Annotated in this window: 14 protein-coding genes; 12 read left to right on the top strand and 2 right to left on the bottom strand. The window is 56.7% G+C overall.

The genetic code is table 11. The features are described 5' to 3' along the window. Position 1 precedes the first annotated feature (1 nt). The 11 genes from nuoE to K7B04_RS22135 all read left to right on the top strand — a co-directional run bounded on the left by nuoE (position 2) and on the right by K7B04_RS22135 (position 12421). Positions 2 to 502, top strand: a complete 501-nt coding sequence (nuoE, locus tag K7B04_RS22185; protein WP_002913160.1) for an NADH-quinone oxidoreductase subunit NuoE — start codon at positions 2 to 4, stop codon at positions 500 to 502. Continuing rightward, a complete protein-coding gene (nuoF, locus tag K7B04_RS22180; protein ID WP_065355793.1) occupies positions 502 to 1839 on the top strand; it encodes an NADH-quinone oxidoreductase subunit NuoF in 1338 nt (445 codons plus the stop codon). The genes nuoE and nuoF overlap by 1 nt, the downstream gene beginning before the upstream one ends. Before the next feature lie 32 nt (positions 1840 to 1871). Next, entirely contained in the window at positions 1872 to 4598 is a 2727-nt protein-coding gene (gene nuoG, locus K7B04_RS22175) for an NADH-quinone oxidoreductase subunit NuoG (protein WP_223803050.1), read from the top strand. Then, positions 4595 to 5572 (top strand): NADH-quinone oxidoreductase subunit NuoH, encoded by a 978-nt coding sequence (nuoH, locus tag K7B04_RS22170; RefSeq protein WP_064543888.1) that lies wholly within the window; start codon positions 4595 to 4597, stop codon positions 5570 to 5572. The genes nuoG and nuoH overlap by 4 nt, the downstream gene beginning before the upstream one ends. Before the next feature lie 14 nt (positions 5573 to 5586). Next, the gene (nuoI, locus tag K7B04_RS22165) at positions 5587 to 6129 is read left to right on the top strand and encodes an NADH-quinone oxidoreductase subunit NuoI (RefSeq protein WP_000172742.1); all 543 of its coding nucleotides are present in this window, start codon (positions 5587 to 5589) and stop codon (positions 6127 to 6129) included. A gap of 11 nt (positions 6130 to 6140) precedes the next feature. Then, positions 6141 to 6695: an NADH-quinone oxidoreductase subunit J gene (nuoJ, locus tag K7B04_RS22160; RefSeq protein WP_163449082.1), complete on the top strand. Its 555-nt coding sequence runs from the start codon at positions 6141 to 6143 to the stop codon at positions 6693 to 6695. Then, on the top strand, positions 6692 to 6994 hold the full coding sequence (nuoK, locus tag K7B04_RS22155) for an NADH-quinone oxidoreductase subunit NuoK (RefSeq protein ID WP_035892477.1): 303 nt from the start codon (positions 6692 to 6694) through the stop codon (positions 6992 to 6994). Before nuoJ ends, nuoK begins: the two co-directional genes overlap by 4 nt. Beyond that, on the top strand, positions 6991 to 8832 hold the full coding sequence (gene nuoL / locus K7B04_RS22150) for an NADH-quinone oxidoreductase subunit L (protein ID WP_065355791.1): 1842 nt from the start codon (positions 6991 to 6993) through the stop codon (positions 8830 to 8832). Before nuoK ends, nuoL begins: the two co-directional genes overlap by 4 nt. A gap of 101 nt (positions 8833 to 8933) precedes the next feature. Next, positions 8934 to 10463 carry an NADH-quinone oxidoreductase subunit M gene (gene nuoM, locus K7B04_RS22145; RefSeq protein WP_163449081.1) on the top strand — a complete coding sequence of 510 codons (1530 nt, stop codon included), beginning with the start codon at positions 8934 to 8936 and terminating at the stop codon, positions 10461 to 10463. 6 nt (positions 10464 to 10469) lie between these two features. After that, positions 10470 to 11927 (top strand): NADH-quinone oxidoreductase subunit NuoN, encoded by a 1458-nt coding sequence (gene nuoN / locus K7B04_RS22140; protein WP_163449080.1) that lies wholly within the window; start codon positions 10470 to 10472, stop codon positions 11925 to 11927. Between the two features lie 98 nt (positions 11928 to 12025). Further along, the gene (locus K7B04_RS22135; RefSeq protein ID WP_223803049.1) at positions 12026 to 12421 is read left to right on the top strand and encodes a VOC family protein; all 396 of its coding nucleotides are present in this window, start codon (positions 12026 to 12028) and stop codon (positions 12419 to 12421) included. Between the two features lie 47 nt (positions 12422 to 12468). Here the strand turns inward: K7B04_RS22135 and K7B04_RS22130 are convergent, their stop codons facing one another. Continuing rightward, a complete protein-coding gene (locus tag K7B04_RS22130) occupies positions 12469 to 13500 on the bottom strand; it encodes a methionine synthase (RefSeq protein WP_223803048.1) in 1032 nt (343 codons plus the stop codon). Between the two features lie 27 nt (positions 13501 to 13527). Next, positions 13528 to 14499 (bottom strand): DUF1852 domain-containing protein, encoded by a 972-nt coding sequence (locus K7B04_RS22125; protein ID WP_163449077.1) that lies wholly within the window; start codon positions 14497 to 14499, stop codon positions 13528 to 13530. 310 nt (positions 14500 to 14809) lie between these two features. Here K7B04_RS22125 and K7B04_RS22120 point away from each other — a divergent pair, with 310 nt between their 5' ends. Beyond that, positions 14810 to 15919, top strand: a complete 1110-nt coding sequence (locus tag K7B04_RS22120) for an AI-2E family transporter (RefSeq protein ID WP_064543904.1) — start codon at positions 14810 to 14812, stop codon at positions 15917 to 15919. Positions 15920 to 16012 lie beyond the last annotated feature (93 nt).

Below are 16012 nucleotides of genomic sequence, written 5' to 3'. Positions count from 1 at the left end.
TATGCACGAGAATCAACAACCACAAACCGAGGCTTTTGAGCTGAGTGCGGCAGAGCGTGAAGCTATTGAGCACGAGAAGCACCACTACGAAGACCCGCGTGCGGCGTCCATTGAAGCGCTGAAAATCGTTCAAAAGCAGCGCGGCTGGGTACCGGACGGCGCGATTTACGCTATCGCTGATGTGCTGGGTATTCCCGCAAGCGACGTAGAAGGCGTCGCGACCTTCTATAGCCAGATTTTCCGCCAGCCGGTAGGACGCCACGTTATTCGCTACTGCGACAGCGTGGTGTGCCACATTACGGGTTATCAGGGTATTCAGGCCGCCATTGAGAAGAAGCTGAACATCAAACCGGGTCAAACCACCTTTGATGGCCGTTTCACTCTGCTGCCGACCTGCTGCCTGGGCAACTGCGACAAGGGGCCGACCATGATGATTGATGAGGATACTCACAGCCATCTGACGCCGGAAGCCATTCCTGACCTACTGGAGCAGTATAAATAATGAAAAATATTATTCTGACTCCCGAAACCCATCCGCTGACCTGGCGTCTTCGTGACGACAAGCAGCCGGTGTGGCTGGAAGAGTATCAGGCGAAAAACGGTTATGCCGGCGCGCGTAAAGCGCTCGGCGGCATGGCGCCGGACGAAATCGTCAACCAGGTCAAAGACGCTGGCCTGAAAGGGCGCGGCGGCGCGGGCTTTTCTACCGGCCTGAAGTGGAGCCTGATGCCGAAAGACGAATCCATGAACATCCGTTACCTGCTGTGTAACGCCGATGAAATGGAGCCGGGCACCTATAAAGACCGCCTGCTGATGGAACAGCTGCCGCACCTGCTGGTGGAAGGCATGCTGATTTCCGCGTTCGCCCTGAAGGCGTACCGCGGCTACATCTTCCTGCGCGGCGAATATATTGAAGCGGCACAGCATCTGCGTCGCGCCATTGCCGAAGCGACCGAAGCGGGGCTGCTTGGGAAAAATATCCTTGGTACCGGTTTTGATTTTGAGCTGTTCGTGCACACCGGGGCAGGGCGCTACATCTGCGGCGAAGAAACGGCGCTGATTAACTCCCTCGAAGGCCGTCGTGCTAACCCGCGCTCCAAGCCGCCGTTCCCGGCGAGCTCCGGCGTGTGGGGTAAACCCACCTGCGTCAACAACGTGGAAACGCTGTGTAACGTCCCGGCTATCCTGGCGAACGGCGTCGAGTGGTACCAGAACATCTCGAAGAGCAAAGATGCGGGTACCAAGCTGATGGGCTTCTCTGGCCGCGTGAAAAACCCGGGCCTGTGGGAGCTGCCGTTTGGCACCACTGCGCGTGAAATCCTTGAAGACTACGCTGGCGGCATGCGTGATGGCCTGAAATTCAAGGCCTGGCAGCCGGGCGGCGCGGGCACTGACTTCCTGACCGAAGCGCACCTTGATCTGCCGATGGAATTCGAAAGCATCGGTAAAGCGGGCAGCCGTCTGGGTACGGCGCTGGCGATGGCCGTCGACCACGAGATTGGCATGGTATCGCTGGTGCGTAACCTGGAAGAGTTCTTCGCCCGCGAGTCGTGCGGCTGGTGTACGCCGTGCCGCGACGGTCTGCCGTGGAGCGTGAAAATTCTGCGCGCCCTTGAAAAAGGGGAAGGGCAGCCTGGCGATATCGAGACACTTGAGCAACTGTGTCGATTCTTAGGCCCGGGGAAAACCTTCTGCGCGCATGCGCCTGGCGCGGTTGAACCGCTGCAGAGCGCCATTAAATATTTCCGCGACGAATTCGAGGCAGGCATTAAGCAGCAGTTCAGCAACACTCATGCAATTCATGGGATTCAGCCGAACCTGCTTAAGACGCGCTGGTAATCTAAAGATTTATTTATTTTGGAAGCACGCTAATGGCTACGATTCATGTAGACGGCAAAGAATACGAGGTTAATGGAGCGGACAACCTGCTACAGGCATGTCTCTCTATGGGCCTTGATATTCCGTACTTTTGCTGGCACCCGGCGCTTGGGAGCGTCGGTGCTTGCCGCCAGTGTGCGGTGAAGCAATATCAGAACGCGGAAGACACGCGTGGTCGCCTGGTGATGTCCTGTATGACTCCGGCATCCGACGGCACCTTTATTTCTATCGACGACGCAGAAGCGAAGCAGTTCCGCGAGAGCGTGGTGGAGTGGCTCATGACCAACCACCCGCACGACTGCCCGGTCTGTGAAGAAGGCGGCAACTGCCACCTTCAGGATATGACCGTGATGACCGGCCATAGCTTCCGTCGCTATCGCTTTACTAAACGTACCCACCGTAATCAGGACCTGGGGCCGTTCATCTCTCACGAAATGAACCGCTGCATCGCCTGCTATCGCTGCGTGCGTTACTACAAAGATTACGCTGACGGCACCGACCTGGGTGTGTACGGCGCACACGATAACGTCTACTTCGGTCGTCCGGAAGACGGTACCCTGGAAAGCGAATTTTCCGGTAACCTGGTCGAAATTTGCCCGACCGGCGTGTTTACCGACAAAACGCATTCCGAGCGCTACAACCGTAAGTGGGATATGCAGTTTGCGCCAAGCATCTGCCAGCAATGTTCGCTGGGCTGTAACACCAGCCCGGGTGAACGTTACGGCGAACTGCGTCGTATCGAAAACCGTTACAACGGTACCGTAAACCACTACTTCCTCTGCGACCGTGGTCGTTTCGGCTATGGCTATGTGAACCTGAAAGACCGTCCGCGTCAGCCGGTTCAGCGCCGTGGCGATGACCTGATCGCGCTGAACGCCGAACAGGCGATGCAGGGCGCGGCAGATATTCTGCGCCAGTCTAAGAAAGTGATCGGTATCGGTTCCCCGCGCGCCAGCATCGAAAGCAACTTCGCGCTGCGCGAGCTGGTTGGGGCGGAAAACTTCTATACCGGTATCGCCGAGGGCGAGCAGGAACGTCTGCAACTGGTACTGAAAGTGCTGCGTGAAGGCGGTATTCATACCCCAGCGCTGCGCGAAATTGAATCCTATGATGCGGTGCTGGTTTTGGGTGAAGACCTGACGCAAACCGGCGCTCGCGCGGCTCTGGCGGTACGTCAGGCGGTGAAAGGCAAAGCGCGTGAAATGGCGGCGGCGCAGAAAGTGGCTGACTGGCAGATTGCGGCGATCCTCAACATCGGCCAGCGCGCGAAGCATCCGCTGTTTGTCACCAACGTCGACGATACCCGTCTTGACGACATCGCGGCGTGGACCTACCGCGCGCCGGTGGAAGATCAGGCACGCCTTGGTTTTGCTATCGCACATGCGCTGGACGATAGCGCGCCGGCCGTTGAAGGCCTGGATCGCGACCTGCAAAACAAGATCGATGTGATCGTCCAGGCGCTGGCCGGGGCGAAGAAACCGCTGATCGTTTCCGGCACCAACGCCGGTAGCGCGGAGATTATTCAGGCGGCTGCCAACGTGGCGAAAGCGCTGAAGGGCCGTGGCGCCGACGTTGGCGTAACCATGATCGCACGTGCGGTGAACAGCATTGGTCTGGGCATGATTGGCGGCGGTTCTCTGGAAGCGGCGTTAAGCGAGCTGGAATCCGGCGCGGCTGACGCGGTCGTGGTGCTGGAAAACGACCTGCATCGCCACGCTTCTGCGGCACGCGTTGACGCCGCGCTCGCCAAAGCGCCGCTGGTGATGGTGATTGACCATCAGCGCACCGCGATTATGGATAAAGCGCATCTGGTCCTCTCTGCGGCAAGCTTCGCCGAAAGCGACGGAACGGTTATCAACAACGAAGGCCGCGCACAGCGCTTCTTCCAGGTGTATGACCCGGCGTACTACGATAGCAACACCGTGATGCTCGAAAGCTGGCGCTGGCTGCACTCGCTGCACAGCACCGTGCAGAGCCGTGAAGTGGACTGGACGCAGCTTGATCACGTTATTGATGCGGCCATCGAGAAGCTGCCGCAGCTGGCGGGCATTAAAAATGCCGCGCCGGACGCCAGCTTCCGTATCCGCGGTCAGAAACTGTCGCGTGAACCGCACCGCTACAGCGGTCGTACGGCGATGCGCGCCAACATCAGCGTGCACGAGCCGCGTCAGCCGCAGGATAAAGACACCATGTTTGCCTTCTCGATGGAAGGGAACAACCAGCCGTCAGCGCCGCGTTCGCAAATCCCGTTCGCCTGGGCGCCGGGCTGGAACTCCCCGCAGGCATGGAACAAGTTCCAGGCCGAAGTGGGCGGCAAACTGCGCCACGGCGATCCGGGCGTGCGTTTGATTGAAGCATCGGAAAGCGGTCTGGAATTCTTTACCACCGTTCCGGCAAGCTTCCAGGCGCAGGAAGGCAACTGGCGTATTGCGCCGTACTACCATCTGTTCGGTAGCGACGAAATGTCCCAGCGCTCTCCGGTGTTCCAGAGCCGTATGCCGCAGCCGTACATCAAGCTGAACCCGGCAGATGCCGCGAAGCTTGGCGTCAACGCGGGCGCGAATATCGCCTTTAGCTACGACGGCCAGACCATCGTTCTCCCGCTGCTTATCTCTGAAGGGCTGGCGGCAGGGCAGGTGGGCTTACCGATGGGCTTGCCGGGCATTGCGCCGGTGCTGGCGGGTGCGCGCCTTGATAATCTGCAGGAGGCAAAAGCATGAGTTGGTTAACGCCGGATCTGATTGAGATCCTCCTCAGCATTGTTAAAGCCGTGGTTATCCTGCTGGTGGTGGTCACCTGCGGGGCGTTCATGAGCTTCGGCGAACGTCGCCTGCTGGGTCTGTTCCAGAACCGCTACGGGCCGAACCGCGTGGGCTGGGGCGGTTCGCTCCAGCTGGTTGCGGACATGATCAAGATGTTCTTTAAAGAAGACTGGGTACCGAAATTCTCGGACCGCGTCATCTTTACATTGGCACCGATGATCGCCTTCACCTCGCTGCTGCTGGCCTTCGCCATTGTGCCGGTCAGCCCAAGCTGGGTGGTCGCCGACCTCAATATTGGCGTCCTGTTCTTCCTGATGCTGGCAGGCCTCGCGGTGTACGCAGTGCTGTTCGCCGGCTGGTCGAGTAACAACAAATACTCCCTGCTGGGGGCGATGCGTGCGTCTGCGCAGACCCTGAGCTACGAGGTGTTCCTCGGTCTGTCCCTGATGGGCGTGGTGGCGCAAGCCGGTTCATTCAATATGACCGACATCGTCAATAACCAGGCTCACCTGTGGAACGTGATTCCGCAGTTCTTCGGCTTCATTACCTTTGCGATTGCGGGCGTAGCGGTGTGTCACCGTCACCCGTTTGACCAACCGGAAGCCGAGCAGGAACTGGCTGATGGTTACCACATTGAATATTCCGGCATGAAATTCGGTCTGTTCTTCGTGGGGGAATACATCGGCATCGTTACCGTATCGGCGATGATCGTGACGCTGTTCTTCGGTGGCTGGCAAGGCCCGTTCTTACCGCCGTTCATCTGGTTCGCGCTGAAAACCGCGTTCTTCATGATGATGTTCATTTTGATTCGCGCCTCATTACCGCGTCCGCGTTATGACCAGGTAATGTCCTTCGGCTGGAAAGTGTGCCTGCCGCTGACGCTGATCAACTTGCTGGTAACGGCGGCTGTCATTCTGTGGCAGGCGCAATAAGGGGCGAATAGACCATGACCTTAAAAGAATTACTCGTAGGCTTCGGCACCCAGGTACGCAGTATCTGGATGATTGGCCTGCATGCGTTCGCCAAACGCGAAACGCAAATGTACCCGGAAGAGCCGGTTTACCTGCCGCCGCGCTATCGTGGCCGTATCGTGCTGACGCGCGACCCGGACGGCGAAGAGCGCTGCGTGGCCTGTAACCTGTGCGCGGTAGCCTGCCCGGTGGGCTGTATCTCTCTGCAGAAAGCAGAGACCAAAGATGGCCGCTGGTATCCGGAGTTTTTCCGCATTAACTTCTCACGCTGCATTTTCTGCGGCCTGTGTGAAGAAGCGTGCCCGACCACGGCGATTCAGTTGACCCCGGACTTCGAACTGGGCGAATACAAACGTCAGGATCTGGTGTACGAAAAAGAGGATCTGCTGATTTCCGGTCCGGGTAAATACCCGGAATATAACTTCTACCGGATGGCGGGTATGGCAATCGACGGCAAAGATAAGGGCGAAGCAGAGAACGAAGCTAAGCCTATCGACGTCAAGAGCCTGTTACCGTAAGGAGAGGGGCAATGGAATTCGCTTTTTATATCTGTGGCCTGATTGCTGTCCTCGCGACGCTGCGAGTGATTACGCACACTAACCCGGTACATGCGCTGCTGTATCTGATTATCTCGCTGCTGGCAATTGCCGGGGTGTTCTTCTCGCTGGGCGCGTATTTCGCCGGTGCGCTGGAGATCATCGTTTACGCGGGCGCCATCATGGTGCTGTTCGTCTTCGTGGTGATGATGCTGAACCTGGGCGGCGCTGAAATCGCTCAGGAACGTGAGTGGTTGAAGCCGCAAATCTGGATTGGCCCGGCGATTTTGTCCGCCGTGCTGCTGGCGGTGATGGTTTACGCCATCATCGGCCTGAATGATCAGGGCATCGACGGAAACGCCATCAGCGCGAAAGAAGTCGGTATCGCACTGTTCGGGCCGTACGTTCTGGCGGTAGAACTGGCGTCGATGCTACTGCTGGCCGGGCTGGTGGTGGCCTTCCACATTGGCCGTGAAGACCGTCCGGGCGAAGTGCTGAGCAACCGTTCCGGCGATAGCGCGAAAAGGAAAACGGAGGAACACGCATGATTCCTTTACAACATGGGCTGATCCTCGCCGCGATTTTATTCGTGCTGGGTTTAACCGGCCTGGTTATCCGCCGTAACCTGCTGTTTATGCTGATTGGGCTGGAAATCATGATTAACGCCGCCGCGCTGGCCTTTGTGGTCGCCGGCAGCTACTGGGGCCAGACCGACGGTCAGGTGATGTATATCCTCGCCATTACCCTTGCGGCTGCGGAAGCGAGTATTGGCCTGGCGCTGCTGCTGCAGCTCCATCGTCGCCGCCAGAACCTGAACATCGATTCAGTAAGTGAGTTGCGCGGATGAACATGCTTGCCTTAACCATTATTTTCCCGTTAATTGGCTTTGTCCTGCTGGCTTTCTCCCGCGGGCGCTGGTCAGAAAACCTGTCCGCCACCGTGGGGATTGGCTCGATTGGTCTGTCCGCGCTGGTCACGGCGTACGTCGGCATCGACTTCTTCGCTAACGGCAAACAGGCGTTCAGCCAGCCGCTGTGGACGTGGATGTCCGTCGGTGATTTCAATATCGGTTTCAACCTGGTGCTGGACGGCCTGTCGCTGACCATGCTCTCGGTAGTAACCGGGGTCGGTTTCCTGATCCACATGTTCGCCTCCTGGTACATGCGCGGTGAAGAGGGTTACTCCCGCTTCTTCGCCTACACCAACCTGTTTATCGCCAGCATGGTGGTTCTGGTCCTGGCCGATAACCTGCTGCTGATGTATCTGGGCTGGGAAGGCGTGGGCCTGTGCTCCTATCTGCTGATCGGTTTCTACTACACCGATCCGAAGAACGGCGCGGCGGCGATGAAAGCCTTCGTGGTAACTCGTGTGGGTGACGTGTTCCTCGCGTTCGCGCTGTTCATTCTCTACAACGAGCTGGGCACGCTGAACTTCCGCGAAATGGTGGAACTGGCGCCGGCGCACTTTGCCGCAGGCAATAACATGCTGATGTGGGCAACGCTGATGCTGCTGGGTGGTGCCGTGGGTAAATCCGCGCAACTGCCGTTGCAAACCTGGCTTGCGGACGCGATGGCCGGCCCGACGCCGGTCTCCGCGCTGATCCACGCCGCGACGATGGTGACCGCCGGTGTCTACCTGATTGCCCGTACCCACGGCCTGTTCCTGATGACGCCGGAAGTGCTGCATCTGGTGGGTATCGTTGGAGCGATTACGCTGGTGCTGGCAGGCTTTGCCGCGCTGGTGCAGACCGATATCAAACGTGTACTCGCGTACTCCACCATGAGCCAGATTGGCTACATGTTCCTGGCGCTGGGCGTGCAGGCGTGGGATGCGGCCATTTTCCATCTGATGACCCACGCGTTCTTCAAAGCGCTGCTGTTCCTGGCGTCCGGCTCGGTGATTCTGGCCTGTCATCACGAACAGAACATCTTCAAGATGGGCGGCCTGCGTAAGTCGATTCCGCTGGTGTATGCCTGCTTCCTGGTCGGTGGCGCCGCGCTCTCTGCGCTGCCGCTGATTACCGCGGGCTTCTTCAGTAAAGACGAAATCCTTGCCGGGGCGATGGCTAACGGTCATATCAATCTGATGGTGGCGGGTCTGGTCGGTGCGTTCATGACCTCGCTGTACACCTTCCGTATGATCTTCATCGTCTTCCACGGTAAAGAGCAGATTCATGCGCACGCAGGGAAGGGGATTACCCATCACCTGCCGCTGATTGTGCTGATGGTGCTGTCGACCTTCGTGGGCGCGCTGATTGTGCCGCCGCTGCACGGCGTACTGCCGGCGACGACCGAACTGGAACATGGCCGCGTGCTGACGCTGGAAATCACCTCAGGCATCGTGGCGATTGCCGGTATCCTGATTGCCGCATGGCTGTGGCTGGGTCAACGTACGCTGGTGACCTCTATCGCCAACAGCGCGCCGGGCCGTCTGCTGGGTACCTGGTGGTACAACGCCTGGGGCTTTGACTGGCTGTACGACAAAGTGTTCGTTAAGCCATTCCTAGGCATCGCCTGGCTGCTGAAGAGCGACCCGCTCAACGCGCTGATGAACATTCCGGCGATCCTTTCCCGCTTTGCTGGCAAAGGCCTGGTGCTGAGCGCGAACGGTTATCTGCGCTGGTATGTTGCGTCAATGAGCATTGGTGCCGTGGTGGTGCTGGCGCTGTTGATGGTATTGCGTTAATTCGTTGGGGAGGGTTTTCCTCCCCATGAAAATGTCGTGCTGTTTTCCTGTTCCGGCGAGCGATGTCGCCACCGGATAGTTGAATAAGGAAATGAATTGCCATGTTATTACCCTGGCTAATACTGATTCCCTTTATTGGCGGTTTCCTCTGCTGGCAGACCGAACGCTTTGGCGTGAAGATGCCGCGCTGGATAGCGCTGATTACCATGGGACTGACGCTGGCGCTTGGCCTGCAGCTGTGGCTGCAGGGCGGCTACTCACTCACGCAATCTGCCGGTCTGCCGCAGTGGCAGTCTGAGTTCATCCTGCCGTGGATCCCGCGTTTTGGGATCACTATCCACCTTGCTATCGACGGCCTGTCGCTGCTGATGGTGGTGTTGACCGGTCTGCTGGGTGTGCTGGCGGTGCTCTGTTCCTGGAATGAAATCCAGAAATACCAGGGCTTCTTCCACCTCAACCTGATGTGGATCCTGGGCGGCGTTATCGGCGTGTTCCTCGCCATCGACATGTTCCTGTTCTTCTTCTTCTGGGAGATGATGCTGGTGCCGATGTACTTCCTGATCGCGCTCTGGGGCCATAAAGCCTCCGACGGTAAAACGCGTATCACGGCGGCCACCAAGTTCTTCATCTATACCCAGGCAAGCGGTCTGGTGATGCTGATTGCCATCCTGGCGCTGGTGTTCGTGCACCACGATGCGACCGGCGTATGGACCTTCAACTATCAGGATCTGCTGAAGACCCCGATGTCCCACAACGTGGAATATCTGCTGATGCTCGGCTTCTTCATCGCTTTCGCGGTGAAAATGCCGGTGGTTCCGCTGCACGGCTGGCTGCCAGACGCGCACTCTCAGGCACCTACCGCCGGTTCCGTTGACCTCGCCGGTATCTTGCTGAAAACCGCGGCCTACGGTCTGCTGCGCTTTGCGCTGCCGCTGTTCCCGAATGCTTCCGCCGAGTTCGCGCCTATCGCCATGTGGCTGGGTGTCATTGGTATCTTCTACGGCGCGTGGATGGCGTTTACCCAGTACGATATCAAACGTCTGATTGCTTACACCTCCGTTTCCCACATGGGCTTCGTGCTGATTGCCATCTATACCGGCAGCCAGCTGGCGTACCAGGGCGCGGTGATTCAGATGATTGCGCACGGTCTGTCCGCGGCCGGTCTGTTCATTCTGTGTGGCCAGCTGTACGAGCGCCTGCATACCCGTGACATGCGTCAGATGGGCGGTCTGTGGAGCAAAATTAAGTGGCTGCCGGCGCTGTCAATGTTCTTTGCCGTCGCGACGTTGGGGATGCCGGGTACCGGTAACTTCGTCGGCGAATTTATGATCCTGTTCGGCAGCTACCATATCGTGCCGGTGATTACGGTGATTTCTACTTTTGGTCTGGTCTTCGCCTCTGTGTATTCACTGGCGATGCTGCACCGGGCGTACTTCGGTAAAGCGAAGAGCGAAATCGCGGCAAAAGAGCTGCCAGGGATGTCGCTGCGCGAGCTGTTCATCGTGCTGTTGCTGGTCGTGCTTCTGGTTCTGCTGGGCTTCTACCCGCAGCCGATTCTGGACACGTCACATTCTGCGATGGGCAACATCCAGCAGTGGTTTGTTAATTCTGTTTCAACTACAAGGCCGTAATTCGCCATGACAATAACTCCACAACAACTGATCGCGCTGTTACCGCTGCTGATCGTCGGCTTGACGGTGGTGGTTGTGATGCTCTCCATTGCGTGGCGACGCAATCACTTCCTCAATGCCACGCTGTCGGTCATTGGGCTTAACGCTGCGCTGGTGTCGCTCTGGTTTGTTGGCCAGGCGGGCGCGATGGACGTCACCCCGCTGATGCGCGTTGACGGTTACGCGATGCTCTACACCGGGCTGGTGCTGCTGGCGAGCCTGGCGACCTGCACTTTCGCCTATCCGTGGCTTGAGGGCTACACCGATAACCGGGAAGAGTTCTATCTGCTGGTGCTGATTGCCGCGCTGGGCGGCATTCTGCTGGCTAACGCCAACCATCTGGCGGCGCTGTTCCTTGGGATTGAGCTTATCTCGCTGCCGCTGTTCGGCCTGATTGGCTATGCCTTCCGCCAGAAACGTTCGCTGGAAGCGAGCATCAAATACACCATTCTGTCCGCTGCCGCATCGTCGTTCCTGCTGTTCGGTATCGCGCTGCTGTACGCGCAGTCTGGCGACCTGTCGTTCCTGGCGCTCGGTAAGAGCCTCAGCGACAACATGTTGCACGAACCGCTGCTGCTGGCAGGCCTTGGGATGATGATTGTTGGTCTGGGCTTCAAGCTTTCGCTGGTGCCGTTCCACCTGTGGACGCCAGACGTTTACCAGGGCGCGCCTGCGCCGGTCTCCACCTTCCTGGCGACCGCCAGCAAGATTGCCATCTTCGGGGTGGTGATGCGTCTGTTCCTGTACGCGCCGGTAGGCGACAGCGAAGCGGTACGCGTGGTGCTGGGCATTATCGCCTTCGCCTCTATCATCTTCGGTAACCTGATGGCGCTGAGCCAGACCAACATCAAACGTCTGCTCGGTTACTCCTCTATCTCCCACCTCGGCTATCTGCTGGTGGCGCTGATTGCGCTGCATAGCGGTGAGATGTCGATGGAGACCGTTGGCGTTTACCTGGCCGGTTACCTGTTCAGCAGCCTCGGCGCGTTCGGCGTCGTCAGCCTGATGTCCAGCCCGTACCGTGGCCCGGATGCAGATTCCCTGTACTCCTACCGTGGTCTGTTCTGGAACCGTCCGATTCTGGCGGCGGTGATGACGGTGATGATGCTGTCGCTGGCCGGTATCCCGATGACCCTCGGCTTTATCGGTAAGTTCTACGTGCTGGCTGTCGGCGTCCAGGCGCACCTGTGGTGGCTGGTTGGCGCGGTGGTGGTTGGCTCCGCGATTGGCCTCTACTACTACCTACGCGTTGCCGTGAGCCTGTACCTCAGCGCACCTCAGCAGCCTGGCCGCGATGCGCCGTCTAACTGGCAGTACAGCGCGGGCGGTATCGTGGTGCTGATCTCCGCGCTGCTGGTGCTGGTGCTGGGTATCTACCCGCAGCCGCTGATTAACATCGTTCAGCTGGCGATGCCGCTGATGTAATCCAGCGTGATGATGTCAATAACCGCCGATTTATCGGCGGTTTTTTTATGCGTGAAAGCGTGTAGGGTAGTCGCGTATAAATCTGAATGGAGCCGCTAATGAGAACGCAAAAAAGATGTCTGGGACACGTGGCCATTGTGGTCGACGACTACGACCGCGCGATTGAGTACTACACGGACAAACTGGGGTTCACGCTTATTGAAGATACGCCACAGCCGGGCAAACGCTGGGTGGTGGTATCACCCAACCCGGAAAGCGACTGCAATCTTCTGCTGGCGCATGCGTCCAACGAACGGCAGGAAGGTTTTATCGGTAACCAATGCGGCGGAAGAGTCTTTCTGTTCCTACAGACCGATGATTTCTGGCGCGATTACCATGCCATGAAGGCGAAAGGCGTGCATTTCTGCGAAGCGCCGCGTGAGGAGGAGTACGGTACGGTGGTGGTGTTTGAAGATCTGTATGGCAACCGCTGGGATCTTTATCAGAACGCGTAGCCCGCGTGATGACAGGCGATCCTGGCGATCGCCTGTGTGTTGTGAGGTTACTTCGCCGCCAGCTCGCGACGAATGATTTCCGCCCCCGCGCTCAGCGCGTTGAGCTTGCCCTGGGCCACGTGGCGCGGCAGCGGTGCCATGCCGCAGTTGGTTGACGGATACAGTTTGTCGGCATCCACAAACTGCAGGGCTTTGCGCAGGGTATCGGCAACTTCTTCCGCCGTCTCGACGGTATGGTTGGCGACGTCAATGGCCCCGACCATCACCTTTTTACCGCGAATCAGTTCCAGCAGGTCCATCGGCACGCGGGAGTTATGGCACTCCAGCGAGATGATATCGATATTCGACGCCTGCAGCTTCGGAAACGCTTCTTCATATTGACGCCACTCGTTGCCCAGCGTCTTTTTCCAGTCGCTATTGGCTTTAATACCGTACCCATAACAGATATGTACGACCGTTTCGCATTTCAGCCCCTCAATCGCGCGCTCCAGCGTGGCGATGCCCCAGTCGTTAACTTCATCGAAGAAGACGTTAAAGGCCGGCTCGTCAAACTGGATAATGTCCACGCCCGCCGCTTCCAGCTCGCGCGCTTCCTGGTTGAGGATTTTGGCAAATTCCCAGGCCAGCTTTTCGCGGCTTTTATAGTGGGCATCGTACAGGGTATCGATCATGGTCATCGGCCCCGGCAGCGCCCATTTTATCGGCTGTTTGGTGAGCTGACGTAAATAACGCGCGTCATCGACAAATACCGGTTTTTTACGCTCGACGGCACCGACCACGGTTGGCACGCTGGCATCGTAGCGATTACGAATTTTCACCACTTCGCGTTTTTCAAAATCGACGCCGCTGAGGTGCTCAATAAAGGTGGTGACAAAATGCTGACGGGTTTGCTCACCGTCGCTGACAATATCAATTCCGGCCCGGAGCTGATCGTCCAGTGACAAACGCAGCGCATCCTGTTTGCCCAGAATTAACTCTTCATTCTGCAATTTCCACGGCGACCACAGCGTTTCCGGCTGCGCGAGCCAGGACGGTTTCGGTAAGCTGCCAGCCGTTGATGTTGGGAGCAATGTTTTCATAATAGATAACCTTTCAATGTGAATTCATTAAAGCGCGTAGTCGGCTGACCATTGCTCAAGAATATGTTTGTACGGTTTGATAAAGTGTTCTTCGGTGAATTTGCCTTGCTCAATGGCGAGCCGGCTGCGTTCTTCCCGGTCGTAAACAATTTTGGTTAATGAATGATCCTGCTGACTCAGATTCGGCTGATAGTGCAAACCTGCCGCGGAGTTAGCGTTATAAATTTCCGGACGATAAATTTTCTGGAAGGTCTCCATCGTGCTGATGGTGCCGATCAGTTCCAGGTCGCTGTAGTCGCTCAGCAAATCGCCGGTAAAGAAGAAGGCCAGCGGCGCGACGCTGTTTTTCGGCATGAAATAGCGCACCTTCAGGCCCATCTTGCTGAAATAATGTTCGGTTAACGAGGTGCCGTGCTGCTGGTATTCAATCCCCAGAACCGGATGCTGATTGCCCGTCTGCTGATAGGCGTTCTTATTGGATACGCTAAGACAGATGACCGGCGGTTTTTTAAACTGTGCATTGTATTCTGCTGAATTAACGAAATGCTTAAAGATGTTGCCATGCAAATCGCCAAAGTTTTCCGGGATCGTAAATTCAGTACCATGCTTATTATGCTCCAATAGCAGGACGCTAAAGTCATAATCGCGAACGTAAGATGAGAAGTTATTGCCAACAATCCCTTCAATTCTTTCGTTGGTTTTTTTATCAATAATATTGGTTTTCAGAATTTCAATGGCCGGAAAGGCGGTGCCCGCAATATTCATTTCAACGGAAATAATATCCAGCTCAACGGAATAACGATCGCCTTGCGGATTATCCCAGTACGCTAAGTTATTGAAGCGATTATCAATCATCTTGAGCGTATTACGTAAGTTCTGCTGACGGTTTTCACCGCGTGCAAGATTGGCAAAATTAGTCGTGATACGGGTATTCTCAGAAGGATTATAATTTTCGTCGAAAAGGCTGTGCTTAATAGTAAAAGTAAAATCGTTATTCATGGCAGTCTTGCCTCCTGAGTCGGGAAATGAAAACCGAGCCTGTTGATGATTCAGCGTGTTTTGCTTCACGCATCCGGCGGCTTCATGTTGCCAATAAGTTAATAATGTGTATTTTATGCCAGAGCCTCTGGAGGAGTGAAAGCGACTTAATTTCATTGCAACATGAGACATCTTCATGATGCGCTAGCGCTACGGCGGTTTTTCTCAACATCACCCGGCGCCACTCGACGAGGCGCATAACGCCCTGACCTGGTAAATCCCGCCAAACGCACCTATAGTCGTGACAGATTTCCCGCAACAGGACTCAGCAATGCGCTTTAACGGACTGACCAAAGGTTTCTTTATTTTCATTCTCGCCCTCGTCACCTGGGCATTTTTCGACGTTCTTTCTCCCTATTTTTCCGCCATTCTGTGGGCGGCTATTCTCACCGTGGTGTTCAACCCGGTGAAAAATAAGCTGCGTAGCGCGTTGGGCGAGCGCAACGAGCTGGCATCGCTCATCACGATTGTCATTATTTGCCTGATTGTGTTTATTCCGCTGATGGCGATCCTGTCATCGCTGGCGCTTGAGCTGAATGTGATTTACACCAAGCTGCAGGAGAACAACACGCGTTTTCCGCAGGTCATTGCCAGCATTTTTTCGCATCTGCCGCACTGGGCACGCGGTTTTCTGATAGAGCACGACCTGGATAACGTCGCGCAAATTCAGAAAAAACTCTCTGATGTCGCGCTGGCGGGGGGGCAGTACCTGGCCGGCAGCGCGTTCCTGATAGGTAAGGGCACTTTCGGTTTCGCCATTAGCTTCGGCATCATGCTGTATCTGCTGTTCTTCCTGCTAAAAGATGGCCCGTATCTGGTGAATCAGATTCTGGACTCGCTGCCGCTGACCGATTTTGTGAAACAGCATCTGTTTGCCAAATTTGTCGGCGTCACCCGGGCGACGGTCAAAGGCACGGCGGTGGTGGCGGTGGTTCAGGGGACGCTGGGCGGCATTGCGTTTGCCATTGTCGGTATCGACGGGAGCGTGCTGTGGGGGGCGCTGATGGCGTTTCTGTCGCTGGTACCCGCCGTGGGTTCGGCGATTATCTGGGTACCGGCGGCGATATTTCTCTTCGCCACCGACCAGTTGTGGCAAGGGCTCTTTATCGTCGGTTTCTTTATCGTGATTGTCGGGCTGGTGGACAACATTCTGCGCCCGCTGCTGGTGGGGAAAGACACCAAAATGCCTGACTACCTGATCCTGATTACCACCATTGGCGGTATGGAAATTTACGGCATCAACGGCTTTGTCATCGGTCCGCTGATTGCGGCGCTGTTCCTCGCCTGCTGGAACCTGTTCTCCGGGCGTGACCACGCGGGGAACGTGGAAGGGTTGGACGAAGAGTTTATGGCGGAAGGAAAAAATCCTCCAGATGCGTAATGCCATGACGATAACAAAAGGCGGCTACGGCCGCTTTTTTTATTGTCACGCGGAAATGGGCATTTCCTATAATTTCCATGATGCTTATTGAAT

The sequence above is a fragment of the Kluyvera sp. CRP genome (assembly GCF_019930565.1).
Taxonomy (GTDB): Bacteria; Pseudomonadota; Gammaproteobacteria; order Enterobacterales; family Enterobacteriaceae; genus Kluyvera; species Kluyvera georgiana_A.
Note: the sequence above shows the minus strand (reverse complement) of the source record. Positions and strands in the feature narration are given on the sequence as shown.

Bases quoted from the DNA above. Each gene is read 5' to 3' on its own strand.
- nuoG (WP_223803050.1), top strand. From the start codon at position 1,872: ATGGCTACGATTCATGTAGACGGCAAAGAATACGAGGTTAATGGAGCG.
- nuoJ (WP_163449082.1), top strand. From the start codon at position 6,141: ATGGAATTCGCTTTTTATATCTGTGGCCTGATTGCTGTCCTCGCGACG.
- K7B04_RS22135 (WP_223803049.1), top strand. From the start codon at position 12,026: ATGAGAACGCAAAAAAGATGTCTGGGACACGTGGCCATTGTGGTCGAC.
- nuoE (WP_002913160.1), top strand. From the start codon at position 2: ATGCACGAGAATCAACAACCACAAACCGAGGCTTTTGAGCTGAGTGCG.
- nuoH (WP_064543888.1), top strand. From the start codon at position 4,595: ATGAGTTGGTTAACGCCGGATCTGATTGAGATCCTCCTCAGCATTGTT.
- K7B04_RS22130 (WP_223803048.1), bottom strand. From the start codon at position 13,500: ATGAAAACATTGCTCCCAACATCAACGGCTGGCAGCTTACCGAAACCG.
- nuoM (WP_163449081.1), top strand. From the start codon at position 8,934: ATGTTATTACCCTGGCTAATACTGATTCCCTTTATTGGCGGTTTCCTC.
- nuoN (WP_163449080.1), top strand. From the start codon at position 10,470: ATGACAATAACTCCACAACAACTGATCGCGCTGTTACCGCTGCTGATC.
- nuoI (WP_000172742.1), top strand. From the start codon at position 5,587: ATGACCTTAAAAGAATTACTCGTAGGCTTCGGCACCCAGGTACGCAGT.
- K7B04_RS22120 (WP_064543904.1), top strand. From the start codon at position 14,810: ATGCGCTTTAACGGACTGACCAAAGGTTTCTTTATTTTCATTCTCGCC.
- nuoF (WP_065355793.1), top strand. From the start codon at position 502: ATGAAAAATATTATTCTGACTCCCGAAACCCATCCGCTGACCTGGCGT.
- nuoK (WP_035892477.1), top strand. From the start codon at position 6,692: ATGATTCCTTTACAACATGGGCTGATCCTCGCCGCGATTTTATTCGTG.
- K7B04_RS22125 (WP_163449077.1), bottom strand. From the start codon at position 14,499: ATGAATAACGATTTTACTTTTACTATTAAGCACAGCCTTTTCGACGAA.
- nuoL (WP_065355791.1), top strand. From the start codon at position 6,991: ATGAACATGCTTGCCTTAACCATTATTTTCCCGTTAATTGGCTTTGTC.